The sequence below is a fragment of the Polyangium sp. 6x1 genome (genome assembly GCF_029946515.1).
Lineage (GTDB): Bacteria > Myxococcota_A > Polyangia > Polyangiales > Polyangiaceae > Polyangium.
Map to the genome: position 1 here is coordinate 24,280 of NZ_JARZHH010000070.1, position 26,786 is coordinate 51,065.

Annotated in this window: 15 protein-coding genes; 11 read left to right on the forward strand and 4 right to left on the reverse strand. The window is 69.2% G+C overall.

Annotation, left to right across the window (positions count from 1 at the left end; genetic code table 11):
* The first annotated feature begins 32 nt into the window (after nucleotides 1–32).
* The 3 genes from QHF85_RS40640 (at nucleotide 33) to QHF85_RS40650 (ending at nucleotide 3,391) form a co-directional block, all read left to right on the forward strand.
* Entirely contained in the window at nucleotides 33–1,541 is a 1,509-nt protein-coding gene (locus QHF85_RS40640; RefSeq protein WP_281332815.1) for a M20/M25/M40 family metallo-hydrolase, read from the forward strand.
* 46 nt (nucleotides 1,542–1,587) lie between these two features.
* Nucleotides 1,588–2,202, forward strand: a complete 615-nt coding sequence (locus QHF85_RS40645; RefSeq protein ID WP_281332816.1) for a hypothetical protein — start codon at nucleotides 1,588–1,590, stop codon at nucleotides 2,200–2,202.
* A 175-nt stretch (nucleotides 2,203–2,377) separates the two neighbouring features.
* Nucleotides 2,378–3,391: a hypothetical protein gene (locus QHF85_RS40650; RefSeq protein WP_281332817.1), complete on the forward strand. Its 1,014-nt coding sequence runs from the start codon at nucleotides 2,378–2,380 to the stop codon at nucleotides 3,389–3,391.
* A 231-nt stretch (nucleotides 3,392–3,622) separates the two neighbouring features.
* Here QHF85_RS40650 and QHF85_RS40655 read toward each other — a convergent pair whose 3' ends face one another.
* Nucleotides 3,623–5,551 (reverse strand): hypothetical protein, encoded by a 1,929-nt coding sequence (locus QHF85_RS40655; protein WP_281332818.1) that lies wholly within the window; start codon nucleotides 5,549–5,551, stop codon nucleotides 3,623–3,625.
* Between the two features lie 6 nt (nucleotides 5,552–5,557).
* Nucleotides 5,558–6,310, reverse strand: coding sequence for a hypothetical protein (locus QHF85_RS40660; RefSeq protein WP_281332819.1), 753 nt, complete (start codon nucleotides 6,308–6,310; stop codon nucleotides 5,558–5,560).
* Nucleotides 6,311–6,595: 285 nt separating this feature from the next.
* Here QHF85_RS40660 and QHF85_RS40665 point away from each other — a divergent pair, with 285 nt between their 5' ends.
* On the forward strand, nucleotides 6,596–7,633 hold the full coding sequence (locus QHF85_RS40665) for a hypothetical protein (protein WP_281332820.1): 1,038 nt from the start codon (nucleotides 6,596–6,598) through the stop codon (nucleotides 7,631–7,633).
* Between the two features lie 432 nt (nucleotides 7,634–8,065).
* Here QHF85_RS40665 and QHF85_RS40670 read toward each other — a convergent pair whose 3' ends face one another.
* Nucleotides 8,066–9,985, reverse strand: coding sequence for an EGF domain-containing protein (locus QHF85_RS40670; RefSeq protein ID WP_281332821.1), 1,920 nt, complete (start codon nucleotides 9,983–9,985; stop codon nucleotides 8,066–8,068).
* A 280-nt stretch (nucleotides 9,986–10,265) separates the two neighbouring features.
* Between QHF85_RS40670 and QHF85_RS40675 the strand changes: the two genes are divergently transcribed.
* The 3 genes from QHF85_RS40675 (at nucleotide 10,266) to QHF85_RS40685 (ending at nucleotide 19,176) form a co-directional block, all read left to right on the forward strand.
* A complete protein-coding gene (locus QHF85_RS40675) occupies nucleotides 10,266–16,217 on the forward strand; it encodes a sialidase family protein (RefSeq protein ID WP_281332822.1) in 5,952 nt (1,983 codons plus the stop codon).
* A gap of 170 nt (nucleotides 16,218–16,387) precedes the next feature.
* Nucleotides 16,388–17,416: a hypothetical protein gene (locus tag QHF85_RS40680; RefSeq protein ID WP_281332823.1), complete on the forward strand. Its 1,029-nt coding sequence runs from the start codon at nucleotides 16,388–16,390 to the stop codon at nucleotides 17,414–17,416.
* Nucleotides 17,416–19,176, forward strand: a complete 1,761-nt coding sequence (locus QHF85_RS40685; RefSeq protein WP_281332824.1) for a sialidase family protein — start codon at nucleotides 17,416–17,418, stop codon at nucleotides 19,174–19,176. Before QHF85_RS40680 ends, QHF85_RS40685 begins: the two co-directional genes overlap by 1 nt.
* 63 nt (nucleotides 19,177–19,239) lie before the next feature.
* On the opposite strand, the gene QHF85_RS40690 is transcribed toward QHF85_RS40685, so the two are convergent.
* Nucleotides 19,240–20,346 (reverse strand): hypothetical protein, encoded by a 1,107-nt coding sequence (locus QHF85_RS40690; protein WP_281332825.1) that lies wholly within the window; start codon nucleotides 20,344–20,346, stop codon nucleotides 19,240–19,242.
* Nucleotides 20,347–20,451: 105 nt separating this feature from the next.
* Between QHF85_RS40690 and QHF85_RS40695 the strand changes: the two genes are divergently transcribed.
* The 4 genes from QHF85_RS40695 to QHF85_RS40710 are packed head-to-tail and all read left to right on the forward strand — an operon-like array spanning nucleotide 20,452 to nucleotide 26,786.
* Nucleotides 20,452–21,996, forward strand: a complete 1,545-nt coding sequence (locus tag QHF85_RS40695; protein ID WP_281332826.1) for a class I SAM-dependent methyltransferase — start codon at nucleotides 20,452–20,454, stop codon at nucleotides 21,994–21,996.
* A 38-nt stretch (nucleotides 21,997–22,034) separates the two neighbouring features.
* Nucleotides 22,035–22,667, forward strand: a complete 633-nt coding sequence (locus tag QHF85_RS40700; RefSeq protein ID WP_281332827.1) for a peptidoglycan-binding protein — start codon at nucleotides 22,035–22,037, stop codon at nucleotides 22,665–22,667.
* A 14-nt stretch (nucleotides 22,668–22,681) separates the two neighbouring features.
* On the forward strand, nucleotides 22,682–22,969 hold the full coding sequence (locus QHF85_RS40705; RefSeq protein ID WP_281332828.1) for a hypothetical protein: 288 nt from the start codon (nucleotides 22,682–22,684) through the stop codon (nucleotides 22,967–22,969).
* Between the two features lie 22 nt (nucleotides 22,970–22,991).
* Nucleotides 22,992–26,786, forward strand: a complete 3,795-nt coding sequence (locus QHF85_RS40710; RefSeq protein WP_281332829.1) for a D-Ala-D-Ala carboxypeptidase family metallohydrolase — start codon at nucleotides 22,992–22,994, stop codon at nucleotides 26,784–26,786.

The following is a 26,786-nucleotide window of genomic DNA, read 5'->3' on the forward strand; positions in this document are numbered from 1 at the left end:
CGCCGCCGACTTGCGCCAAACTCCGCCCCGCGATGTCCGCCCGAAGCGCCCTCCTCCTCGCCACGCTCTCGCTCGCGGCCTGCTCGGCCGCAGAAACCCCGACCGCCGAGCGCGTCGCCGCGCCCGCCGCCGCGCCCGCGACCGCTTCTGCCGCTGCCGCGCCCGCGACCGCGACCGCCTCCGCCGCCGCGCCCGCACCCGCCTCTGTTCCCCGGGACCCGAACGTCGACAAGCTCCAGATGGCCGCGCAGGTCGACTCGCATGCGTACGACATGGTCCGTTCGCTCGTCGACGAGGTCGGGCCGAGGCTCGCGGGGTCGCTCGGGGACAAGGCCGCCATCGCCTGGGCCCTCCGGACGATGAAGGAAAAAGGGCTCGAAAACGTGCGCGCCGAAAAGGTCATGGTCCCGCATTGGGAGCGCGGCGCGGAGAGCGGCCGGATCGTCGCGCCGTACGCGCACTCTCTCGCGATCGCCGCGCTCGGCGGCAGCATCGGGACGCCGCCGAAGGGGCTCGAAGGCGAGATCGTCCTGGTCGAGTCGCTCGACGCGATGGCCGCGATGGACGAGGCCAAGGTGAAGGGCAAGATCGTCTTCTTCTCGGCCCCCATGACCCGCACGAAAGACGGCTCGGGCTACGGAAAGGTCGCCGGCGTCCGCTACCGCGGCGCCATCGCCGCCGCCAAGAAAGGCGCGATCGGCGTGCTCCTCCGCTCGATCGGCACCGATCACGACAGGCTCCCCCACACGGGCGGCATGACCTACGACAAGGACGTCCCCAAGATCCCGGCCGCCGCGATCTCCGTGCCCGACGCGGAGCTCCTCGCGCGCCTGGTCGGTCAGGGCAAACCCGTGCGCGTGAGCTTCTCGCTCGGGGCGAAGCTCCTGCCCGACGCCGAGAGCGCGAACGTGATCGGCGAGGTGAAGGGGCGCGAGAAGCCCGACGAGATCGTCCTCATCGGCGCGCACCTCGACGCGTGGGACCTCGGGCAAGGCGCGATCGACGACGGCGCCGGGTGCGCCGCGGTCGTCGAGGCCGCGCGGCTCGTGCTCCGCCTCGACGCGCGGCCGCGACGCACGATCCGCGTGGTGCTCTTCGCCAACGAGGAGAATGGCCTGCGCGGCGCGGTCGCGTACGCGAAGGACCACGCGGCCGAGCTCGACAAGCACCAGCTCGCCCTGGAGATCGATCTCGGCGCGGGCCGCGCGCACACGACGCGCTTCCTCGTCGCCGACGCGTCGCGGCCCTTGGCCGAGCGGATCGCGAGCCTCGTTTCGCCGCTCGGCATCCAGTACGACAAGGACCCGGCGCACGGCGGCGCCGACCTCATCCCGCTGCACGCGGCGGCCGTGCCGATCGTGGATCTGCACCAGGACGCGACGAACTACTTCGACGTGCACCACACGGCGAACGACACGCTCGACAAGGTCACGAAGGAAGACCTCGATCAGGTCGTCGGGGCCGTGGCCACGGTTGCATGGGCCGCTGCCGACGCCCCCGAGACGTTCGCCCGCGTGCCGGAAGAGCTGCGCAAGCGCTGAACAAACCGGCTTTTCCAGGACGACCGCGCCGGCCTATAGTCGCCCGATGCGGATCGGTATCGGCTGGAAAATGCTCGTCTGCGGTACATTGCTGGGGCTCGTCGCGTGCGGCGCGGAGGAGCCCCCTCCCTCCGCCTCGACGAGCGGCACGGGCGGCAGCGGCGGCGGCGAGCCGAAGCTCCCCCCGGCGAGGTGCGGCGAGCTCTGCGACCACGTCTCGCAGACCAAGTGCTTCGTGTGGTCTCGGTGCGCCGAGGATTGCGCGGACTACCTCGGCGCGGGCGAGGCGTGTGAAGGCGCGTTCGAAACGATGCTCGGCTGCTGGGCCGATCAGAAAGCGGATTTCACGTGCTCGCCGTTGCAGGTCGTGTCGCCCGCAGGCTGCAAGGCCGAGGAGGACGCGTTCCGGGCCTGCGCGCAGGGACAAACGCGGAGCGACACGGCCGATTGCGCGGGGCAAAGCGGGACGAGCGGAGCCGAGACGTGCACGAGCTCGACGTCTTGCGCGGGCGTCGGCGAGCTGCGCACGTCGTGCACGCTCCAGGGTGACGGGACGTGGAGGTGCGCGTGTCGCTCGGACGCGTCGCTCCTCGGGACGTGCACGGAGCCTTCGGGCCAATGCGACAATCAAGAGGGGTGCTGCGCGGCCTTTTTCTACTGACGTTCGTCGCGGCCGACGCGCGCTTGCCGGTCCGTCGACGACGGGCAGCGAGGTTGTCCGATTCCGCCACGCGCGGGACGCCCGTTCGATCGCCCCCTGAACGAAGGTCTCGGAGGGCGAAAAACCCGCCATCCACCCTCGACGCGGACACGACTCCGCGTTACAGGGGCGGACCATGAAAACCACGTTATCGTTTGTCGGGATGCTCTCCCTCGTCGCGAGCGCTTTCGCGTGCGGCGGCGGCGAGACCGAGGTGAAGACGCAGGAAGAGGCGAAGCCCGTCGAGACGGCGCCCGAGAAGACGCCCGAGCCTGCGGCGACGACGGCCGCGACGACGACCGCGACGACGACGACGAGCGAGGCGAAGAAGCCCGCGGCGCCGCCGCCCGTCGTCGAGGACATGAAGCCGAGCGAGGACCCGAAGCCGCTGCCGAGCGTGAAGATCACGGCGCCGAAGAACGACGCGTCGATCGGGGACCTGGCCAAGGCGAAGGACTTCGAGATCAAGCTCGACGTGAAGGACTGGGCCACGGTCGAGAAGGGGCCGCACGTCCACCTGATCCTCGACGATCTCCCGTACAAGGCGATCTACGACACGAAGAAGCCCGTGAAGGTCTCCGAGCTCCTGCCCGCGGGCACCGAGCTCAAGGAGGGCGAGCACACGCTCGTCGCGTTCGCGAGCCGCGCGACGCACGAGTCGGTGAAGGGCAAGGGCGCGCAGCAGCTCGTGACGTTCTGGGTCGGCAAGAAGGGCAAGAGCACGTTCGACCCGAAGAAGGGCCACGTCGTCTACAGCCGGCCGAAGGGCGAAAACAAGGGCGCGATGGGCAAGGACCTGCTCATCGATTTCTATCTCTTCGGCACGACGCTCGACAAAGGCGAGAAGGTCAAATACACGATCACCGGCCCGAGCCTCACCACGCCGCTCACGGGCGAGTTCACCACGTGGGCCCCGAAGGTCGCGAAGAACCTGCCGAAGGGTGACTACGAGGTGACGGTCGAGCTCGTCGACAAGGACGGCAAGCCCAGCGAGGGCCCGCTGACGAAGACGACGCGCAAGGGAATCACGGTCGATCCCGAGGCCGCCGCGAGCGATCCGCACGCCGGCCACGGCACCGAGCCCGCCGCGCCCGCAGCGGCGCCTGCGCCCGCGCCCGCCCCCGCCGCGCCCGCCCCCGCGAAGAAGTAACGAGCGCGGAGATCCCGAGCGAGATCCGCGACGTGCTCGCCACGAGTACGTCGCGGAGGTTCACCATGACGGGGACAAACTCGTCTTCGTGCGACCGCCCTTCTCGGGGAAGTACGCGACGAACACGGACAGCGGGCTCGTCGGCGTGATCGACGAGAAGGCGGGGCTCTTGCTCGGGATCCGGCTCGGCGGCTACGCGCTGCTCTCGACGCTGGTGGCGCTCGCTCGTGATCAAGGGTCGAGCGAGAGCCGGCCCATCCAGAGGGCGCCGTCGCTCCGCGGAAGGAGCCCGTTTTCCCCCTCGGCATACCCGAGGACCAAGCTCACGAGCGACACCTCGCTCGCCCCCACGTCGAGGCCCATGGCCCCCGCGTTGCACGCGAGGGTCCGATACCCGAGCGGCGCGCCGGCCGGGTCGAGCGCGAATGCGAAGAAGGCGCTGCCGAGGCCCCCGCCGAAGTTCGCCGTGCCGCCCGGGAGCGGCTGCCCTCCGACAGTGAAGGCCGACGCTGCGCGGCCCGCGAGCACGACGCGGCCGTCCTCGGCGACGGCTACATCCGCGAACGTGAACGCATCGACGAGCGCGCTCCCCGCGTGATCGAAGTGCTGGGCCCAGATCGGATCGCCCGTCGCGTCGAGCGCCACGACAAACCCATCGTCGCCCGGAGCTGTGCTCTCGAGTGGCTCCATTCCGACGTCGATCACGCCGGTGAACGGCCCGGCCACCACGACCCCGCCTCCGGGCCGCGCCGCGAGCCGCACCTGATAACCCGGGCGAATGCGGACGAGCCCGAGGTCCCGCGCGAGGATCGGCGTGCCTTGGGGATCGAACGCCGCGACGAAGAGCTTCGCGTCTTGCGGCACGCTGAGGCCGGGCCCCACGATCGGCTGTAGGCCATTGCCGAAATCGAGCACGCCTCCGGACACGCCCACGATCCAGGTGTTGCCCTCGTCGTCGACCGCGACGTCGAGCGCCTGCTGATCGTATTCGTCGCCGAAGCGGCGCACGTGGAGAAGCGTGCCCGCGGCGTCGTACGCGGCGACGAGCAGGTCTGCGCGGCAGTAGTCCACGGGCGGCGTCGCCTCGACCGGGCCGCTCGGAAAGGTGATCTTCCCGAAGAGGCTCTTCACCAAGCTCACGCCCCCGTCCGGGCGGGCGGCGACATGCGGGTTCGTCGGGGAACAACCTTCCAGCATGAAAACCACGTCTTCGATGAGCCCGACGCTCCACACGGTCGCGCCCGCGTCCGATACACGAGCGAGGAAATAACCGTTTCCGCTGGTCGGGTTCAGGAGCACGCCGGCCCCGACATCGATCGTCTGGGTGAAATACCCGCCCATGAAGAGATCCCCCCCGTCGCGCTGCGAGAGGGAGGAAATCCCTTCCATGCCGATGTTGCCGAACGTGTGATCCCAGAGGACGTTGCCCTGTGCGTCGAAGCGGACGAGCATCGCGTCGCCCCCGCCGTCTCCGAAGACAAACCGATCGCCGAGGTTCAGGGGAGCAAGGAGCGAGCCGCCGAGGACGAACCCGCCCCACGCGTCCTCGACCTCGATCACCGGGAGAACGGTGCCCGGCCCCTGCGGAGGGCTCGACACGACGCGCGGCGGGAGCGGCCGGGAAGCGGAGTCTTTGCGGGAAAACCTGACCTCGTTCCGCTGCCCCTCGAAGAGGACCCCCGTGTCGTGAAACGACTGCACGGTGGCGGATACGGCGTCGTAGACGGCGCCCTGGAGCTGCATCGGCCCGCCGATCGAGCAGAGCCACGCGAGCTCGTCGCCCGGCGTCTTCAGGCTCGAGCCCGAGAAAGGGACGCGGACCCTGCCGACGCTCGGCGACTCGACCTCGAGCGGGAACAAAGACGCGCCGTCCGGCACGCGCATCTCGCCCACGACGGGGGTGAGCGGCGCGTCCGACGTGATCACGTCGAGTTTGTCGAGCCAGAGCTCGGCCTCGGGCTCCTCGCTCCACGCATTGATGGAGGCCGTGAGGTCGAACGCACCGTCGAGGTGGACGCGGCCGTCCACGCCCGTGGAGAGCTCGACCTCGGGGTTCAGGAAGTCGACACGCGCGCTGGCGATGTCGGCGCGGCAAGCGACGAGCGCGAGCGCGGAGAGGGAGACGGCGAGGAAAGGCGCGGCGGGCGAGCGGGAGTCCATGGCGGGTCAGTATCGTACCGTGAAGTGCGCCGAGGTCGGCCCCACACGCAAAGACGCGGCGGCGGCGCCCGGCGCGTCGCGCGCGCCGAACAACAGGAAGCCGAGCCCCGCGCCGCCGGTCACGAGCGCGAAGGCGAGGGCCCGGGGGATGAACGCGGACGGCAATCCGTCGAGCTTGTCGTCCCGGGACATGGCAGCCGCGAGGCTCACGCCGCCGAGGCCCGCGCCGAGGGCCAACGCGAAGATGCCCATCTCGGTAAAATGGTCGCTCCGGCGAGGGACGGGGTTCTTGTCCCCCACGAGCCCCACGGCCACCGCCGTGCCGGCGGCGAGGCTCATGCCGATGCCACCGGCGAGCAGGAGCCGGCCGGCGAACTCGAGCTTCGGATCGAGCACGCCATAACAACCGGCGACACCGCAGCGCTCGTCGTTCGTCGGGGCAACCCCCATGAGGACGCCACCGGTCACGAGGGACGACACGCCGAGGCCAAGGATGCCGAGGCTATACGGCACCGTGCGCGCGCGAGCGGGCGGCGGCTCTTTCGGCGCGGGCAGAGGCGCGGGGCGCAGAGGCCGCGGGGTGGGGCGCGCGGCGGGCGGCGGGGAGGGTTTGTCCTCAATGGCGATTGTCGTGTCCGCGGGCGCGGCGGGCGGCGCGGGCGACGCCGGTTCATCGGGGCGCGCCGCGGACGGCGTGGCCAGGGCGAAGAGCGCGCCCGCGAGCGCCGTGGCGAGGCGTCGTTTCGAGGGGGAACCCACGGAGCCCTCAGCGCGAGGCCCCGGCAGCGCTCTCCACGGGTGCGTCACCCGCGCAGCGGAAGCCGGTCCTGTGATCGATGGTCTCCATACCTTCGTGCTCCTCGTTCCCGACGCGCGGGCGGCGAGATCGTTCGCGCCCCTCCTGCGCGCGCCACGTTCTCAAAGTTTCACGCCGCGCACAAGCCGGCGAACCACGACGGACGACGGCGGCCCGGGCAAGGGTGGTCGCCGCGCGCTTGTATTGTTCTTGATCCGCCATCGGATCCGCCTGTAACATCGCAAACGATGCGTTTTGTATCGCTCCTTCTCGCGGGCATCGCTCTCTCCACGGTGACCGGGCGTGTCCTGGCGGACGAGCCTGCGGCCGGAGCGCCACAAGCCGGAGCGTCGCAAGTCGCGGTGCAAACGGCGCGCGCAGAGATGGACGCCGGAAACTTCGTGACGGCCTGCGCAGGATTCAAGGCGGCCTACCGCGACGACCCACGCGCATCCACGCTCTACTGGATCGCCACGTGTTACGACAAGTGGGGCCGGATCGCGACAGCGGCCGTGCACTACGACGATTACCTCAACGCGTTCGGGCAGCTCTCGGACCTCGAACAAAAGGCAGAGCGCGACAACGAGGAGGCCGCCTCGGCGCGCCGGCAGGAGCTCGAAAAGCGGCTCCCCAAGGTCATCCTGCGCGTCCCGCGCGACGCCCCAGGGACGACGCGCGTGCTCCGCAAGCCCCTCGACGGAGGCCCACTCGTCCAGCTCGCCATTGGCGTCCCCCTCCCGATCGACCCCGGCGAGCACGTGCTCACGACCGAGATCCCAGGCCGCCCCTCGGCGTTCACGAAGTTCTCCATCAAGGAGAAGGAAAACCAGGTGGTCAACGTGGTGATGCCCCCGGCAACCGAGAGCGGCGACCCCACGAAGAGGGCGAAGCCCCTGCAGCCGGTGCCCTCGATGATGCCGGCACTCGACCAGGGGATCTCGGGGCGCCGCGTCGCAGCCTACACGCTCGGCGGCGTGGGCGCAGTGGGCATCCTCGGCGGCATCGTGACAGGAGTCATCACGTGGGCGCAGAAGGAGCCCATCGCCACAAATTGCCTCGGCAGGGTGTGCAATCCGATCGGCGAGAGCGCCAAGGACACCGCAGCAATCACCGAAGTCGTGAGCAGCGTCGCGTTCCCCGTCGGCGCCGCCGCCCTGGCAGCCGGCGTCATTCTGTATCTGACAGAGCCCCCGCCCTCGAAATTCGGTTCGACAGAGCCCCGCCTGCGCCTGAACGCCACGGCGAGCCCGAGCCGGGCAGGCGTCGAGCTCGACTGGAGCTTCTAGGTCTTTTCTCGATGGCGCGTCGCTGGGGCTTTGCCCCAGGCCCCACCAGGAGCTGTCCGCTCCTGGACCTGGACCAGCGCAAGCGCTGGACTCGTGGTCGATGAACTGCGCGATGCGCAGTTCATCGAACGGGCCGAATCAAGACCACGAGCGATCCTGCCAAGCAAGACGGCAGCGCTGACGGTGGAGCCGGCAACGCGGTCCCACGGGCCTGTGGGAAGAACTGCGCATCGCGCAGTTCTTCCCCTGAGGTCCAGGGCTGGCCCTGCAAAGAGGGGGCGGACAGCTTTAACAACTTTCCCCGCATCGACTGCGCTTCGCGCAGTCGATGCCCAGAGGTCCAGGGCTGGCCCTGGTCCGGGTCGAGGGGCGGATAGCCCCCGCGGGGCCCGGGGCAGCGCCCCGGCGCGGCGCCTGGGGTGAGAAAATCCCTCAGCGCACCCAGACGCGGACGTTGTCCGGGAAGAAGTTCGTCCCGCCGTAATTGGGGGCTTGCGGCCAGCCGGCGCAGTTGTCGAGCGCGGCGCTGTAGCTCGTATCGCTGCCGAATGCGAACGTCGTCCCGGCGCACGTCGGACCCGATGGATCACGCGCCACGAGCACCGACGTTCCGCAGACGACATTGCGGTAGTCGTCCCACTTCGCGAGGGATGCGCAGGTCACGCCGCCGGCGAACGTGTTTGTCACGTTGGTGTTGTCTTCCGCGTCGAAATGGAACGGCCCGCCTGCGGCGAAGAGCTCGCGCATGGTTTTGTCGCGCGTCGCCGAGGGCAGCCCTGCGACGAGGGTCCGCACCTCCTGGTCGCCCGCGCTGATCGCTGCGTCGGAGGCGTCGATCAGGACGTCGGCCGTGATCGGCACTGTCGAGTACGCGTGGTTCACGTAGTTCGTCGTGTATCCGGTCTCCGCGTCCGCGCCGGTCAAGCTCGGGTCGAACGAGGGGCCGTCGTTGAAGACGAGCGTGAAGCCACCGCCCGCCGTGGTCATGTCGCAACGCACGGTGAACGACGGCGTCGGGCCGGCGCCGTCCGGATCGATGACGTAGTCGCCGTCCGTCGCGGCGGGCGTCGCGGCCTTGATCTCCTTGCAGCTCGCGAGCAGCGCGGTGCAGGTCACGCCGTCGCCCGTATAGCCCGGCTTGCAGGCGCAGGTGAACGAGCCCTCCGTGTCGGTGCACGTCGCGTTCGCGTCGCAGTCGTCGATGTCGAGCGTGCACTCGTCGACGTTCGTGCACGTCACGCCGTCGCCCGAGTAGCCCGCGTCGCACGCGCAGACGAACGAACCCTCCGTGTCGGTGCACGTCGCGTTTGCCGCGCAGTTGTCGGTCCCGAGCGTGCACTCGTCGACGTTCACGCACACCATGCCGTCGCCCGTATAGCCCCCGTCGCACACGCAGTTGAACGAGCCGGGCGTGTCCACGCACGACGCGTTCGCGCCGCAGCTTGCCGTGCCGAGCATACACTCGTCGACGTTCGTGCACGTCAGTCCGTCGCCCGCGTAGCCCACATTGCACGCGCAGACGAACGAGCCGACCGTGTCCGAGCACGTCGCGTTTGCGTCGCAGGTGTCCGTGCCGAGCATGCACTCGTCGACGTTCATGCACGTCATGCCGTCGCCCGTGTACCCTATGTCGCAGGCGCACGTGAACGAGCCGGGCATATCCGTGCACGTCGCGTTTTCGCCGCAGTCGTCGATGTCGAGCGTGCACTCGTCGACGTTCGTGCACGTCACGCCGTCGCCCGAGTACCCCGCGTTGCACGCGCAGACGAACGAGCCCTCCGTGTCGGTGCACGTCGCGTTCGCGTCACAGTCGTCCGTGCCGAGCGCGCACTCGTCCGCGTTCACGCACGTCATGCCGTCGCCCGTGTACCCCATGTCGCAGACGCACGTGAACGAGCCGGGCGTATCCGTGCACGTCGCGTTTTCGCCGCAGCTCGCCATGCCGAGCGCGCACTCGTCGTCGTTCGTGCACGTCGCGCCGTCGCCCGTGAACCCCGCGTTGCATGCGCAGGTGAACGAGCCCTCCGCGTTCGTGCACGTCGCGTTTTCATCGCAGTCGTCCGTGCCCGCGGCGCACTCGTCCACGTCGGCGCACGCGCTCGGCGCCCCGGCGCACCCGTACCCTGCCTCGACGGTGCACGCGCCCGAGCAGCCGTCGCCGGCCGCCGTGTTGCCGTCGTCGCAGCCTTCGCTCGCGGCGACGCTCCCGTCCCCGCAGACGACCTCCGAGCCTGGCGGATTTTGGTCAATCTGGCCCCGATCCACCCCTGCCACGATCTCGCAGCCCATCGAGCCCGCGCCGAGCACACCCGCGAGGACCGACGTGAAGAGCCCACTCCATCTCGTTTTCATGTTCTTTCTCATCCACATATCGTGGACCGACCGCGCGTCGCAACGTGATCCGCCGCATATCGCCCCGCGGCGATCGTGTGGATCTGCTTGTACCTGCCGACGAGTGTGCCGTAGCATGGGTCACAGTGGCTCCCTTTCCTTGCTTCCTGGTCTCATCCGTGAGCTCCCCGCGCGCACGGTGCAGCGTTCAGGCTGGCGTCGAGGATCCTTCGGAGCGTGGCGAGATCCGCGTCGGGTGTGACGTGGTCGACGGGGCGGCGGCAGTGGAGGTCGAGGTTCGATGATGAGCAAGAAACGCTTCCATCACTGGGCGATCGTGCTCTTGGGGGGTGGGCTCGTCGCGAGCTGCGCAAACATCCTCGGGATTGACACGAGTTACGATCCCAACCCGTGCACCGACCTCACGATCGATCCGCAAGAGTGCGGCCAGGGCGCCTGCCACGTCTTCCTGGACAGGGACGAGCGCTGCCTCAACGGGCTGCCGACGGAGTGCGTCGAAGGCACCTCCAACGATCAGGAGGTGTGCAAAGACGGCATCGACAACAACTGCGACGGCAACGTCGACGAGGGATGCCCCTGCGAGGCGGCAGCGACGCAGGAGTGTTACAACGGCTCGACGGACGAGTCGAAGTTCGGCCTCTGCATGAAGCGGGGCTCGCAGATCTGTACCGACGGCGCGTGGTCCCAGTGCGACAGCAAGGTGCTCCCGTCGGCCGAGGAGTGCGGCGACGGCCGGGACAACGACTGCGACGGCAAGGTCGACGAAGGCTGTAAGTGTACGCCAGGTGAGCCCTCGACGTCGTGTTACGGCGGCCCCGAAGGCACGGAAGGCATCGGCGTTTGTCGCAGCGGCACGCAGAAATGCCAGGCCAACGGCACGTGGGGCGACTGCGATGGCGACGTCGTGCCTGGCACCGAATCGTGGAACGGCGCGGACGACGACTGCGACGGCAAGACGGACGACGGCTACCCCTGCGCGAAGGGGACGAAGCAGTCCTGTTACGACGGCCCGGAGGGGGTGGACAGCGAAGAGATCACGCCCATGGGCGGCGTGACCCCGGAGTGCAAGGCCGGCGAGCAGGAATGCATCGATGGCAACTGGGGCCCCTGCATCGGCCAGGTGAAGCCGAAGGACGAGTTCTGCGACGGCAAGGACAACGATTGCAACCACGTCGTCGATGACGGAAGCTTCCAGGTCGCCGAGCTCTGCAACAACAAGGACGACAACTGCAACGGGCTCGTCGACGAGGGCAACCCCGGCGGCGGCGAGGTCTGCAATACGGGCAAACCCGGCCCGTGCAAGGACGGCGTCACGGCGTGCGTGAACGGCGGCGTCGAATGCCAGCAGAACGTGCAGGCCACGACGGAGCTCTGCAACGGCGTCGATGACGATTGCAACGGCGCGATCGACGACGGCGACCCCGAGGGCCAGGCCCCGTGCAACGCGCCCGACGCCGTCGGCGCGTGCGCCAACGGCAAAACGAAGTGCCAGACCGGCAAGCTCACGTGCCTCCCCGCGGCGCCGTCGACGGAGCTCTGCAACGGCATCGACGACAACTGCGACAGCATCATCGACAACGGCAACCCCGGCAGCGGGCAGCCCTGCAACGTCCCGGGCCAGCTCGGCGTGTGCGCGAACGGCGTGACGAACTGCCAGGGCGGCGGGATCGTCTGCTCGCAGGTCGTGAACCCGACGAACGAGATCTGCGACAGCAAGGACAACAATTGCAACGGCGCCACGGACGACAACGTCCCGGGCACGGGGGCGCCCTGCACGGTGGCCGGCCTGCAAGGCGAATGCGCCAAGGGCGCGACCGCCTGCCAGAACGGCGTCGTGATCTGCGCGCAGGTCAAGCAGCCCATCGCGGAGGTCTGCGACGGCCTCGACAACGACTGCAACGGCTCCGTTGACGAGGGCGATCCGGGCGGCGGCGCGACCTGCAACGTCCAGGGACAGGCGGGCGTCTGCGGCGTCGGCATCATCAAGTGCACGAGCGGCGCGCTGAGCTGCGCGCAGACGAAGTTCCCCTCGCCCGAGCTCTGCGACGGCCAGGACAACGATTGCGACACGCAGGTCGACGAAGGCAACCCGGGCGGCAACGTCCCCTGTGACACGGGCAAGCCGGGCATCTGCTCCGCGGGCGTGTTCGAATGCGTCAGCGGTTCGGCGATCTGCAAGCAGACCGTGAACCCGCAGCCCGAGGCCTGCGACGGCATCGACAACGACTGCGACGCGCAGGTCGACGAAGGCAACCCGGGCGGGGGCGGCGCCTGCACGGTCGGCGGGCTCAACGGCGAGTGCGCGAAGGGCATCTTCGGCTGCCAGAACGGCGTGCTCTCGTGCACGCAGACGGTCCAGTCGATCCCGGAGATCTGCGACGGCAAGGACAACAACTGCAACGGCAGCGTCGACGACGGCAACCCCGGCGGCGGCATCTCGTGCACCACGGGGCAGGTCGGCGTCTGCGCGGCGGGCACCACGGCCTGCACGGGCGGCTCGACCGTCTGCAACCAGAACAACCAGCCCTCGTCCGAGCTCTGCGACGGCCTCGACAACGACTGCGACGGACAAACCGACGAGAGCAACCCCGGCGGCGGGCAGTTCTGCACGGTGGCCGGGCAGCAGGGCGTCTGCGCGGCGGGCACGACGTCCTGCCAGGCCGGGCAGATCCTTTGCAATCAAAACGTCCAGCCGACCGCGGAGATCTGCGACGGCCTCGACAACAACTGCAATGGCAGCGTCGACGAGGGCGCCCCGGGCAGCGGCGTCGCGTGCACGGTCCCCGGGCAGCTTGGCGAATGCGCCAAGGGCTCGACGGCCTGCTCGGGCGGCGGCGTCATCTGCCAGCAGACGGCGACCGCGACGGCCGAGACGTGCGACGGCAAGGACAACGATTGCGACGGCGTGGTCGACGAGGGCAACCCCGGCGGCGGCGCGGCCTGCAACACGGGCAAGCAGGGCGTCTGCTCGGCGGGCACGACGTCGTGCTCGAGCGGCTCGATCTCCTGCGTCCAGAACCTGCAGCCGTCGAGCGAGACGTGCGACGGCCTCGACAACAACTGCAACGGCACCAACGACGAGGGCAACCCCGGCGGCGGCGCGGCCTGCAGCACGGGCAACCTCGGCATCTGCGCCGCGGGCACGACCGCGTGCTCGAGCGGCTCGATCGTCTGCAACCAGAACCTCCAGTCGTCGACCGAGGTCTGCGACAACCTCGACAACAACTGCAACGGCGCCGTGGACGACGGCAACCCGGGCGGCGGCCTCGCCTGCACCACGGGCCAGCCGGGCGTCTGCGCTCCGGGCACGACCGCGTGCTCGGCTGGCTCCGTCATCTGCAACGCGAACGTGCAGCCGACGTCGGAGTCCTGCGACGGCAAGGACAACAACTGCAACGGCAGCATCGACGAGGGCAACCCGGGCGGCGGCGTCGCCTGCAGCACGGGCAACCTCGGCGTCTGCGCGGCGGGCACGACCGCGTGCTCGGGCGGCACGACCGTCTGCAACCAGACCACGGCGTCGTCGGCCGAGACGTGCGACGGCAAGGACAACGATTGCGACGGCCTGACGGACGAGAACAACCCGGGCGGCGGCGTCGCCTGCAACACGGGCAACCAGGGCGTCTGCGCGGCCGGCACGACCGCCTGCACGAGCGGCGCGATCGCTTGCAACCAGAACGTGGCGGCCTCGAACGAGATCTGCGACGGCAAGGACAACGACTGCGACGGCCAGATTGATGAGGGCAACCCGGGCGGCGGCGCGGCCTGCAGCACGGGCAACCTCGGCGTCTGCGCGGCGGGCACGACCGCTTGCACGAGCGGCTCGATCGTCTGCAACCAGAACGTGGCGTCCTCGAACGAGGCCTGCGACAACCTCGACAACGACTGCGACGGCCAGACGGACGAGAACAACCCGGGCAGTGGCGTCGCCTGCAACACGGGCAACCCCGGCGTCTGCGCGGCCGGCACGACGACCTGCTCGAGCGGGGCCATCGTCTGCAACCAGACCACGGCGTCGTCGGCCGAGGTCTGCGACGGGCTCGACAACGATTGCGATAGCCAGACGGACGAGGGCAACCCGGGCGGCGGCATGCCGTGCAGCACGGGCAGCCCCGGCGTCTGCGCGGCGGGCACCACGGCCTGCACGGGCGGCGCGATCGCTTGCAACGTGAACACGCCGGCGTCGGCCGAGACCTGCGACAACCTCGACAACGACTGCGACGGCACCGCGGACGAGGGCAACCCGGGCGGCGGCGCGGCCTGCACCACGGGTCAGCTCGGCGTCTGCGCGGCCGGCACGAACACGTGCTCGAATGGCGCGATCGTCTGCGACCGGAATGTGGCGCCGTCGACCGAGACCTGCGACAACCTCGACAACAACTGCGACGGCACCGTGGACGAGAACAACCCGGGCGGCGGCGCGGCCTGCCCCACGGGTCAGCCCGGCGTCTGCGCGGCGGGCACGAGCACGTGCTCGAATGGCGCGATCGTCTGCAACCAGGACGTGGAGGCGTCGCCCGAGATCCCGTGCGACGGGTTCGACGACGATTGCAACGGGGTCGCGGACGACGGGCCGTTCTGCTGCCCCCTCGACCCCATCAAGAACGGCGACGAGACCGACGTGAACTGCGGCGGCTCCTGCGCCGTGAAGTGCGCCGACGCGGGCATCGACTGCACGACGAGCGCGCAGTGCGGCACGAGCACCTGCGGCGGGACCAACAAGTGCGCAGCGCAGGCCTGCGTCGACGGCGACGACTGCATGTCGGGCGTCTGCTCGGGCAACATCTGCCAGGCGGCCACGTGCACCGACGGCGTGAAGAACGGCAGCGAGGGCGACGCCGATTGCGGCGGCAATTGCCCGGCGAAGTGCGCGCTCACGAAGACGTGCAACGCGCACGCCGACTGCGCATCCGGCGCGTGCTCCAGCGGGGTGTGCGTGGCGGCGGCCTGCGGCGACGGGGCCCTGAACGGCACCGAGACCGACCTCGACTGCGGCGGCTCCTGCGCCACGAAGTGCGGCAATGGCCTCGCTTGCGTGGGCAACGCCGATTGCACGAGCAACACGTGCGACCGCGGGCTCTGCGTGCCGGCGTCGTGCAAGGACACCGTGCAGAACGGCACCGAGACGGCCGTTGATTGCGGCGGCGCCGATTGCCAGATCTGCCCGTCCGTCGTCGCGCTCGTCACGGCCGGCGCGAACTCGCCGTACGGCATGCAGAGCACCGTGTACAACGGGACGACCTGGAACAGCCAATCGTTCACGACCCCCTCCGCCGTGGGGACGCCCTCCATCGCCATCACGACCACGCGGTACGCGGTGGGCGTCGTGCGCAACAACGCAGACACGGTCCGCTTCACCCGATGGAACGGCACCACCGGTGGCTGGGCTGCGCTCGCGGATCTCCCGGGCGGCGCCAAGGCGAACAGCATCCCGGTGGTGAGCGCGTTCGGGCCCTTCGCGGGCCTCGCGTTCCGCTTCCAGGGGCCGGGCGCGGGCAAGTACCACGTCATCCAGCACGCCGGCACGCCGTCGTCGTCGAACTGGCTCATGCCCTACCAGATGACCGGGGCGCCGACGAGCGGGACGATCCACGACCTCGACTGGGTCGCCCGTGATGCGCTCGGCAGCGCGGGGCTCGTCTTCCCCGAGCAAGGCTCGTCGGACGTGTTCTACCAGCTCCGGACGAACGGCTCCTGGGCGACGGCCGCGACCACCGGCGACGTCACGGCGAGCACGGGGATCCAGCCGAACATCATCCGGCTCAGCGGCGGCGACCTGCTGATGACGTTCGTGAACAGCGGCAATCAGATCGCGTTCTCCCGTTACTCGGGTGGGACCTGGTCCGCGCCTGCCGCCGTCCGCAACGGCAGCGGCAACGACGTCACGACGACGAACCTGCGGCCGGCGCTCGCGCCGCTCGCGAGCAACGGCGCGGTCCTCGTCTACCGGAACACCACCGACAGCAGCCGGCTCTACTCCGTCATCTACGACGGGGCGAACGGCTGGAACACGGCGACCTCGAAGCTCGCGGCCAACAACTACACGGTCTCCGCGCCTCCGGTCGTGGTCCCGGGCATCGGCGGCCAGGCCGCGGAGCTGCTCTATGCCGACACGAGCGGTACACCGCTCCTGAAGCACTCACGCCTGACCGGCGCGACGTGGTCGACGCCGACGACGGTCAGCGGCATCAGCACGAACGTCCGCTCCATCGCCGCGGCGAGCTTCCAGTGACCCCCGCGCGGCCCGCAGGTTCGTCCTGCGGGCCCGCCCCCTCCCCCTCTCCCGCCTCTACCCCTTCCCCGTCGCCGTAGCCACGTCGCCGCTTTCTTGGCCCACGCCTGCAATCTAGGGCACCGGAACCGGATGCGTCCGATCTCCGGCGATGGATGGCGGTGAGGGCAATGGGAACGACGAAAGCACGGTCGCTCCTCGGTATGGTGGTGTGCCTCGGCCTGCTCGGGCCGGCGCGCGCGGCGCTCGCGCAAGACGTGGCCGCGGCGGAGGCGCTCTTTCAGAAGGGCGTCGCCGAGATGGAGGCGCAGCAATTCGCGGTTGCGTGTCCTCACCTCGCGGAAAGCCAGCGGATCGATCCACGGCCCGGGACCCTGTACACGCTCGCGTACTGCGAGATGAGCGCGGGCCGCATCGCGACGGCGGTCGCTCATTACGAGGATTACCTGCGGGCGTACGACCGCATGAAGCCCGACCAGCAGGCGAAACACGCGGACAGGGCGCGACAAGCCTCGGCGCAAAAAGAGGCGCTTTCGAAGGACGTCCCCGAGCTCTCGATCGTCCTGCCTCCGGGGGCCCCCGCGGGGACGCGGGTTCGTCGTGACGGCACCGAGATGGGCGCCGCCATGCTCGGCATCGCGTTGCCGCTCGATCCCGGCGAGCACGTCGTTTTGCTGGAGGTCCCGGGCGCAAAGGCCGTCGAGACGAAGGTGAGCGTCGAGCGCGGCGAAAAGAAGACCCTGGAGCTCGAGCTACCGGCGCCGGACGTCGCGGCGGATCCGAAGCCGGCGCTCGCGCCGATCGTCGCCGAAACGCCGAAGGTGCTCGACGCGCCTGCGAGCCGCAGCGGCGGGCTGCGGACGGGGGGGTTCGTCGCGCTGGGGATCGGGGCCGCGGGGCTTCTCGCGTTTGGCGTGACCGGCGGGCTTGCGGTCGCGAAGAAGGCGGACGTCGCGGCGAATTGCAGGGGGACCATGTGCAACCAGGCCGGGATGGACGCCGTGGACCAGGGGCGGCTCTTCGGGAACGTGGCGACGGTGGGGCTCGGGGTGGGGCTCGTCGGCGCGGTGGCGGGCGCCGTGCTGCTCGTGATGGGCAGCGGCGGTGGAGGAAAAGGCCCGGTCAAGACGGGGCTCCAGGCGGCCACGCTCGACGTCGGTCCGCATGCGGTCTCGCTGGGAATGAAGGGGACCTTCTGATGAAATCGCGTCGACGTTTCGGGCTCTGGCTTTCGGCGGGGCTCTTCTCCCTGCAGGCTTGCGCGCAGGTCCTCGGGTATGACGAACCGTACACGCTCGACGAGGGGACGGGAGGGGCGGGCGGAGCCGGAGGGATGGGCGGAGCCGGAGGGATGGGCGGAGCGGGCGGCGAAGGCGCCACGTGCAACGTCGATGGCGAGCGCAATGGCACGGAGACGGACAAGGATTGCGGGGGCGGCGACTGCCCGCCTTGTGACACCGGCAAGACCTGCGAGATCTCCAGCGATTGCAAGGAGAAGATTTGCGAGACGGAGGTGTGCGCGCCGCCGACGTGCACCGACGGGGCCGCGAACGGCGACGAGGGCGACGTCGATTGCGGCGGCAATTGCCCGACGAAGTGCCCGATCACGAAGTCGTGCAACGTGTACAGCGACTGCGCGTCGGGTGCGTGCACGGGCGGTGTGTGCGTGGCGGCGGACTGCGGCGACGGGTCGCTGAACGGCAACGAGACCGACATCGACTGCGGCGGCATCTGCGCCACGGATTGCGAGCTGGGTCAGGCTTGCGTGGCCAACTTCGATTGCATGAGCAACACCTGCGACCGCGGCCTCTGCGTGCCGGCGTCGTGCAAGGACGGCACGATGAACGGCACCGAGACGGCCGTCGATTGCGGCGGCGCCGATTGCCAGGTTTGCCCGGTCGTCCTCGCGCTCGTCACGCTCGGCGTGGCCTCGCCGTACAACCTGTATAGCGCCGTGTACGACGGGACGACCTGGACGAGCGAAGCGCTCGCGTACAGCGCCGTCGTGGGGACGCCCTCCCTCGCTGTCACGACCACGCGTCATGCGGTGGGCGTCGTGCGCGACAACGCCGACACGCTCCGCTTCACCCGATGGGACGGCACCACCGGTAGCTGGGCTGCGCTCGCGGATCTCCCGGGCGGCGTCACAACGAACGGCATTCCGGTGGTGAGCGCGTTCGGGCCCTTCGCGGGCCTCGCGTTCCGCTTCCAGGGGCCGGGCGATGGCAAGTACCACTTCATCCAGCACGCCGGCACGCCGTCGTCGTCGACGTGGCTCACGCCCTACCAGATGACCGGGGCGCCGACGAACACGACGGTCCACGACCTCGACTGGCTCCTCCGCAGCGCCACGGGCGATGCAGCGCTGGTGTTCCAGGAGCAATCCTCCTCCGAGGTGTTCTTCCAGCTCCGGACGAATGGCTCCTGGACGACGGCCACGTCCACGAGCGACGTCACGACGAGCACGGGGATCCAGCCGAACATCATCCGGCTCAGCGGCGGCGACCTGCTGATGACGTTCGTGAACAGCGGCAACCAGATCGCGTTCTCCCGTTCCTCGGGCGGGACCTGGTCCACGCCTACCGCCGTCCGTAACGCCGGCGGGAACGACGTCACGACGACGAACCTGCGGCCGGCGCTCGCGCCGCTCGCGAACAACGGCGCGGTCCTCGTCTACCGGAACACCACCGACAGCAACCTGCTTTACTCCGTCATTTACGACGGGACGAACGGCTGGACCACGGCGGCCACGAAGGTCGCGGCCAACAACTACACGGTCTCCGCGCCTCCGGTCGTGGTCCCGGGCATCGGCGGCCAGGCCGCGGAGCTGCTCTACGCCGACACGAGCGCTTTGCCGTACCTAAAGCACGCGCGCCTGAGCGGCACGATCTGGTCGGCGCCCGCGACGGTCAGCGGCATCAGCTTCGTCCGGTCCATCGCCGCCACGAGCTTCCAGTGACCCCTCGGGTCCCCTCCCCCTCTCCCGCCCCGGGAGAGGGGGCTTTGGGGCGAGGCGAGCCGCCTACCGCTTCACCGTCGCCGCCGCCTTCTTCTTCAACTCCGCCTCCTCGACGAGGCACCGATGCGGCTTCGCCCCCGTGCTCCCCTCCCCGCAGCTCAGACAGAAAAACGCCGTAATCGGCTCGGGCGGCGGCGCCGGCTTGGCCGGCCTCCGCGGCGGCGGCGCGGGCAGCGGTTTCCCCTCGGCTGCCGCAGCCGCCGCCGCAGCCGCCTCCGCAGCCTTCTTCCGCCGCTCCAGCTCATCCCGCAGCGCCCGCACCTCCGCGGCGAACGCGTCCTTCTGCGTCGCGAGGCTCTCGGCGTCCTGCTCGGCTTGCCGGAGGGCGCGGCCGAGCTCTTCGATCCGACGGCTCGCGGCGGAGAGGTCCCCGCCCCGGCCGTCGGTCCGCTCGCGGGCGGCGGCGAGCTCACGTTCGGCCGCCGAAAGCGCCTCCCGGGCCGCGGAGAGGTCTTGCTCACGCTTTTCGAGCTCTTCCCGGAGCTGTGACACGTCACGGTCGCGGCTCCCGACCTCCTCCCGCAGCTGGGACACGTCACGGTCGCGCTTCTCGACCTCCTCCCGCAGCTGGGACACGTCACGATCGCGTTTCCCGACCTCCTCCCGAAGCTGGGACACGTCACGATCCCGCTTCCCGACCTCTTCGCGGACCTGTGACAGATCACGGTCCCGCTTCTCGACCTCCTCGCGGAGCTGGGATAGGTCACGGTCGCGCTGCCCGACCTCCTCGCGGACCTGGGACAGATCACGGTCGCGTTCCTGAAGCTCGCGTGCCCGCTTTTCCGCCTCCGCGCGCGCCTCCGCCTCCGCCCCCGCCGCCGCAGCCGCGCGCGCTTCCGCCTCCGCGACCGCTGCCGCCGCCGCTCGCGCTTCCGCCTCCGCCGCCGCTTCCGCTTCCGCTTCCGCGTCCGCTTCCGCTCCCGCGTCCGCTTCCGCTTCCGCCGCCGGCAACGCCTGCTTCACCTCGGCGGCCGCCTTCGTGAGCGCCCGCGCCTCCTCCCGCGCCGCCGCGAGCTCCCGCGCAAGCGCGCCCCGCGACCGGACGAGCACCCCGATCACGAGCGCGAGCGCCGCGACCACCGCGACCAGAATCAACGAGAGCCCATCCATACGCGCGCCGTCTCCCGAGCATGCGGCAGGCGGGCCCTCCAAGGCAAACACTTGCGCCCGCTCCCCGATCCCTCCAAGGTGGCCCGCCCTGTCCGGAGGACGCGCTTGGCCGTCGCGAACGAGGATTATTTCTACGAGGCCCTGCCCTTCGCCGAGACGCACCCCGACCACCTCGGCGCGCTCGGCGTCCTCTTCGGCCTCCGGCCCGCCTCGCCCGCTCGATGCCGCGTCCTGGAAATCGGCACCGCCACCGGCGGCAACATCCTGCCCATGGCCGCCGCCTTCCCCGAGAGCCGCTTCGTCGCCCTCGACCGCGCCGAGGACTCCCTCGCCGTCGCCCGCAAACACGCCGAAGGCGCGCGCCTCCGCAACGTCACGCTCCACCTCGCCGACATCCGCGAATTCGAGGACGAACCCGGCTCCTTCGATTACATCCTCTGCCACGGCGTCTACTCGTGGGTCCCCGACGACGCCCGCGAGGCCATTCGACGCGTCATCCGCCGCCACCTCGCGCCCCACGGGCTCGCGTACATCAGCTTCAATACCCTCCCCGGCTGGCACCTGCGCGGCGCGATCCGCGACATGCTCCGCCGCGAGGTCCCCGCCGAAGGCTCGGCCGCCGAGCGCGTGGAAAAGGCGCGCGCTTTTTTGCGGTTCCTCGGCACGGAGACGCTCCGCTCCGATCCCACGCGCGCCTGGCTCGCGAGCGAGCTCGAGACGATCGCCGAGCTGTCGGACCATTACCTGCTCGGCGAGCACCTCGTCGCGTACAACCGCGCCGAGTACTTCGCCGACTTCGCCCGCGACATGAAAGACGAAGGGCTCGCCTTCGTCACCGACGCCCAGGTGCCGCTCGTCTTCCCCGAGCGCCTCGGGCCCGCCGCCGCCGACGCCGTCCGCGCGCGGGCAGCCGGAAACGACCTCGTCGCCGTCCAGCAATCGCTCGACCTCCTCGAGCTCCGCTGTTTTCGCCGCGCCATCCTCTGCCGCGACGACGCGCCGCTCTCGCCCCGCGTCTCGGCCGATCGTCTCTTTTCGCTCGTGCTCGCCTCGCCGCTCGCGCCGGGGGCCACGGCGCCGGACCTCGCCGAGGGCGTCGAGGAGACGTTCGTCGGGCCCGGCGGCGCGATCGGCACGGATCAGGCGACGCTGAAGGCCGCGCTCGTCGCGCTCGCCGCGTATGCGCCGGGCGGGCTCTCGTTCGACGCGCTCGCCTGGGAGACCGGCGAGAAGCTCGGGCTCGCCGCGTTCGAGGGCGAGGCGCGGGCGCGGCTCGCGCGGAACCTGCTCGGGCTCTACACGAAGGGCGCGATCCGGCTCTGGGCCTCGCCGAGGCCCGCGGCCCGCGCCCCCGCCGACAGGCCACGCGCCTTCCCGTTCGCCCGTTATCAGGCGAGCATCGGCAGCCCGTTTTGCACCACGCTCCTGCACGAGGGCGTGCAGGTCGACTCGTTCGATCGGACGATCCTCGCGCGCATGGACGGGACGCGGGACGCCGCGGCGCTCACGGAGGCGGCGCTCGAGGAAGCGCGGCGCGGCGTCGTGTCGGTGGAGATGAACGGCGCGCCCTGCGTGGACGGGGAGGTCTTCGCCGAGATCACCGAGCAAAAACTCCTCCGCTTTGCGCGCGTGGGTTTTTTGATGGAGTGATCGGCCGCCGCGGCGTGTATCATCGCCAGCGGATCTCCATGGCAGGCACGACACACGAGGTCAAACCGGGGGAGTGCATCGCCACCATAGCGGCGCAGTACGGCGTCCCCTGGAAGACGGTATGGGAGGCGCCGGAGAACGCGACGTTGCGCAAGACGCGCAAAGATCCGAACGTGCTCGCGCCGGGCGACAAGGTGACGGTGCCGAAGGCGAAGCCGCGGCAGTCGCCGATCGAGACGGGCAAGGCGCACCGGTTCGTGATCCACCGCGAGCGCATCAAGATCCACCTCCGGCTCACGGCGAACCGCGAGCCGCTGAAGGACGAGCCCTACCGCATCGAGTTCGGCGAGCGCGAGATCGAAGGAAAAACCTCGGGCGAAGGGATGCTCGAAGCCGAGGTGCCGTCGGATCAAAAGGACGTCGTGCTGACGCTGCCGCGCAGGCAGCAGACGTACACGCTCGTGCTCGGCGAGATCGATCCGATCGACACGATCCGCGGCGCGCAGACGCGCCTCTACAACCTCGGCCTCTATCGCGGTGAGCTCGACGGCGAGCTCGGCGACGAGACCACGGCCGCGATCGAGTTCTTCCAGCGCATTCAAAAGCTCAGCGTGACGGGGAAGTACGACGCGGCGACGCAGAAGGCGCTCGCGGAGTTTTACGGGTTCTGATCGGGAGAGCGGCGATGGATGACGTCGAGGATCTCGGGCTCGAGTTCATCTCGGAGGCGGACGACGCGCTGGAAGAGAAAGGCGCGACGACGGCCCCGACGGGCGGCGCGGAGCCCGAGGAGGAGAGCGCCGAGGGCGCGGCCGCCGAGGATCCCGAGATCCCCGAGGAGGAGGCCGCGGCGGGCGAGTCGCCGGAGAAGCCGGCGATGCAGATGGGGATGCGGCTCGTCGCGCGCTCGGCCGAGGGGACCGTGCTCGTGAACTCGCTCGAGGTCCTGCCGCAGTTCGAGCCCTCGATTTGAGCGGCGCTCGCGGGAAGATGTCATGACGCTGAAGCTCGACAAGTACATCACCGACAAGCTCACGTCCGACAAGGGCGGCCTCTGCACGCAAGAGGAGCTCGACGCGGTGTGGGCGGACGTGTCGCCGTACGTCGGGAAGACGGTGCGCGACGTGGGCGCGGCGAAGTGCCTGGAGATCGCCGCGATGCTCGCGGGGCGGTTCGAGGGCTGCCTGACGCACATGTACTGCGATCACCTCGGGCTCGTGACGATCGGCATTGGCCTCCTGCTCGACGGCAACGCGAAGAGCGCGCTCGACAGCCTGCCGATGACGTTGAAGAGCACGGGCGCCGCGGCCTCTGCGTCCGACAAGAAAAAAGACTGGGACGCCGCGAAGGATCATTTCAACGATCACAGCGACAAACCGCCGATCGCCTCGAAGTACGCCTCGCTGATGAAGTGCCAGATCAGCGCGGAGACCGCGCGGAAGAAGTGCACGGAGGTGATGAAGTCGAAGGCGGACTCGCTGTTCAACAGCTCGTATCCGAACACGAAGCAGCACGAGGGCGGCTACCTCGATTACCCGGCCATCGCCTGGGCGCTCGTCATCAACCTGGCCTTCGCGGTCGGCAACTCCGGCCTCGACAAGTTCAAGAACATGAACAAGGCCATCAAGGAGAAGAACTGGGAGACGGCCGCGAAGGAGTCGTGGGTGAAGGATCACTCGCGGCTGACGCTCGGCGCGCGCTACCAGCTCTTCATCCTCTGCGGCGGGAAAAACCAGAGCCAGGGCACGAGCGCGGGCCCGAGTGATCAGGTGATCCTCCGCGAGCCGACGACCTCGTTCGACCTGAAGAATTTCTCGCAGGAGCAGCTCTACGATCACCTGCGCGACACGTGGAAGCGCGCGCAAAAGCGGTTCGGCAACGAGGGCAAGGCGGAGTTCGATTTCCAGGACGAGGAGGGCCGCATGAACCTCCTCGGCGCGCGTGGGTTCGAGTTCGAGACGATGGTGCCCGTCCCGAGCACGAACACGAAGTACGACGACTGCCTCTTCCTGATCTACAAGAAGGATGGGAAGAAATACGTCTCGAAGTTCCAGTGCACGACGGAGTGGACGTCGGCGGGCGCGTCGGCCGTCATCCTGCTCGGCCAGCACAAGTACAAGCTGGCCACGCACAAGAAGGACAAGACGTACAAATCGCTCGACGGCGTGAAGGCGTACGCGGACATCAAGGGGTTCGGCTATCGCGCGCTGAACCCGGATCCGCACGTGAAATGCACGCGCATCACGGACGCGAGCAAGGCCGGCGCCGTCGGCGAGAGCGCGGAGAGCACGCACGACAACGCGTCGATCAACATCCATTACGGCGGCGAGAAGAACACCGTGGCCGAGGATCGCGCGGGCGCGTGGTCCGAGGGCTGCCAGGTCCTCTCGGGGATGGCGAACTACCTGCGCTTCATCCAGCTCCTCGAGACGGATCACTCGCTCAAGAACACGACGACGAACGAGCTGTCGCCGAAGGCGAGCGCGAACGGGACGCGCTCGATCATCTACACGCTCGTCGAGGGAGATTTCCTGAGCCCGCGGCGCTCGCCGATCAGCTTCCCCGTGGCGCTCGCGGACTCGCGCGTCGCCTCGCCCGAGAACGCGGCGGCGTACTACGCGCACACCGAGGTCGAGAGCAAAGGCGGCTATTACCCGCTCGGCGCGAACACGGTCTGGCACGGCGGCGTGCACCTGCACGTGGCCGAAGGGACGCAGGTCGTGGCGCCGTTCAAGGGGAAGGTCATCGCGGCGCGTTTGCCCTCGGATCCGAAGAAGGCGATCACGCCGTACGGCAGCATGAGCTTCGTGTTGCTCCAGCACGAGATCGACGGCGCGACGCTGAACAAGACGGCCCCGCGCGGCAAGGTGATCGGCTATCGCGCCACGCAGGACGTGAACGTACGCGCGAAGGCCACGAAATCGGCCGACAAGGTCGGCGTGCTGAAAGAAGGCGACCGCGTCGACCTCGTCACGGACAAGTACACCTCGGCCGACGGGTTCGTCTGGGCACAGGTGACGGTGACGCGCGCGGCGGACGCGGCGCTGAAGGGGAAAAAAGGGTTCGTCGCGGTGAAGGGCGACTGGTTCCAGTCGTACCACGAGGCCGTCACGTACCCGAAGCTCGACGAGAAGAAGCAATACAAGTTCTGGTCGCTCTACATGCACCTCGGGGCCGTGAAATTCGACGGCTCGAACGAGCTCTTCAAGGGCGTGAAATGGCTCCACGCGCCGAAGCCCGCGGCGGAGCCGGCGTCGACGGAGACGATCTCCGCGTCCGTGGGCGAGGGCGGGATCAACAAGGCGGCCGACGTCCGCAAGGTGCAGACGCGGCTCCAGAAGCACGGCAAATACAAGAGCGCGATCCAGGACGCCTGTGATCAGGCGACGAAGGACGCGATCAAGACGTTCCAGTCGGCGTGGGCGAAGAAGCCGGACGGCCGCGTGGACCCGGGCGGGACGACGTGGGGCAAGCTCTGCCAACCGCCGCCGCCGGCGGGCAATGGCGGCGTCGAGCTCGACGCGGCGCTCGTGAAGGAGCTCGACAAGGGCGTCGTGGCGAAGGTCGACCGCGAAGTGGAGACGGGCGACGTGCTCTTCGTGTCGGGCTTGTATGGCTCGACCGGCGCGCGGGTCGGCATGATCCACTGGGAGATCTTCTCGGAGGAGCTCGTGCTGCCCTGGGCCAAGAAGGTCGAGGACATGGACGACGACTTCAACATGGACTGCGACGCCATCCTGAAGATGGTGGAGCAGGACGAGGTCGCGTGGAGCTTCTTCGACGAGAACGAGATCCTCAGCGTCGACGAGCTGCACCGGTTCTACAAGACGAACCCGAAGTCGCGCGACCTGCGCAACTATGCATGCCGCTTCATCAGCGAGTGGGCCGTGGATCTTTCGAAGGCGATCCCGGCGATGAAGGGCCGCTTCAACACGTGGGGGCTCGAGGATCGGCTGAAGCCGTCGATCTGGTGGCAGGAGGCGCAAGGGAAAAAGGTCCCGCTGCCCGCGAGCCCGAAGGTTTGGCATTACAACCCGATCACGTTCCTCTACCGCGTCGCGCTGGCGAGCGGCGAGGCGGCGCCGCAGCCGTCGGCGTCGACGTCGACGAGCTCGCAGACGTCGTCGAATACGAGCAGTTCGTCGTCGAACACGAGTAGCTCGTCGTCGAACACGAGCAGCTCATCGTCTAGCTCGTCATCGTCTAGCTCGTCGTCGAGTTCGTCCTCGTCGAGTTCGTCCTCGTCGAGTTCGTCGTCGTCTAGCTCGTCGTCGTCTAGCTCGTCGTCCAGCTCGTCCGGCGGCGGGAAGAAGTACGACGGCAACGTGACCGACGGGAAGCTCAGCGAGCATTTCACGCTCTCCGAGTTCATCGCCTCCTCCACGGCCGACAAGAAGGGCATCAAGAACACGCCCAAGGCCTCCGAGATCGCGGCCATGAAGGCGCTCTGCGACAACGTGCTGGAGAAGGTCCGCGCGCATTTCGGCGCCTCGGTCGCCGTCTCCAGCGGCTTCCGTTGCGAGAAGCTGAACACCGCCATCGGCGGATCGTCGACGTCGCAACACGTGAAGGGCGAGGCCGCCGATTTCACGGTCTCCGGCAAGACCGTGAAGCAGGTCTTCAACTACATCGCGTTCGAATCGAAGATGCCCTTCGATCAGGTGATCTTCGAATTCAACCGCTGGGTGCACGTCTCGTACACCACCGGGACGAACCGCAAAGAGATCCTCGAAGCCTACAGCGACGCGAACGGCAAGACGAAGTACCGGAACATCAAGAAGCCCATGTGA

Excerpts from the sequence above, each read along its gene's own strand:
- QHF85_RS40640 (WP_281332815.1), top strand. The coding sequence starts at position 33 with ATGTCCGCCCGAAGCGCCCTCCTCCTCGCCACGCTCTCGCTCGCGGCC.
- QHF85_RS40645 (WP_281332816.1), top strand. The coding sequence starts at position 1,588 with ATGCGGATCGGTATCGGCTGGAAAATGCTCGTCTGCGGTACATTGCTG.
- QHF85_RS40650 (WP_281332817.1), top strand. The coding sequence starts at position 2,378 with ATGAAAACCACGTTATCGTTTGTCGGGATGCTCTCCCTCGTCGCGAGC.
- QHF85_RS40655 (WP_281332818.1), bottom strand. The coding sequence starts at position 5,551 with ATGGACTCCCGCTCGCCCGCCGCGCCTTTCCTCGCCGTCTCCCTCTCC.
- QHF85_RS40665 (WP_281332820.1), top strand. The coding sequence starts at position 6,596 with ATGCGTTTTGTATCGCTCCTTCTCGCGGGCATCGCTCTCTCCACGGTG.
- QHF85_RS40670 (WP_281332821.1), bottom strand. The coding sequence starts at position 9,985 with ATGAAAACGAGATGGAGTGGGCTCTTCACGTCGGTCCTCGCGGGTGTG.
- QHF85_RS40675 (WP_281332822.1), top strand. The coding sequence starts at position 10,266 with ATGATGAGCAAGAAACGCTTCCATCACTGGGCGATCGTGCTCTTGGGG.
- QHF85_RS40680 (WP_281332823.1), top strand. The coding sequence starts at position 16,388 with ATGGGAACGACGAAAGCACGGTCGCTCCTCGGTATGGTGGTGTGCCTC.
- QHF85_RS40685 (WP_281332824.1), top strand. The coding sequence starts at position 17,416 with ATGAAATCGCGTCGACGTTTCGGGCTCTGGCTTTCGGCGGGGCTCTTC.
- QHF85_RS40690 (WP_281332825.1), bottom strand. The coding sequence starts at position 20,346 with ATGGATGGGCTCTCGTTGATTCTGGTCGCGGTGGTCGCGGCGCTCGCG.
- QHF85_RS40700 (WP_281332827.1), top strand. The coding sequence starts at position 22,035 with ATGGCAGGCACGACACACGAGGTCAAACCGGGGGAGTGCATCGCCACC.
- QHF85_RS40705 (WP_281332828.1), top strand. The coding sequence starts at position 22,682 with ATGGATGACGTCGAGGATCTCGGGCTCGAGTTCATCTCGGAGGCGGAC.
- QHF85_RS40710 (WP_281332829.1), top strand. The coding sequence starts at position 22,992 with ATGACGCTGAAGCTCGACAAGTACATCACCGACAAGCTCACGTCCGAC.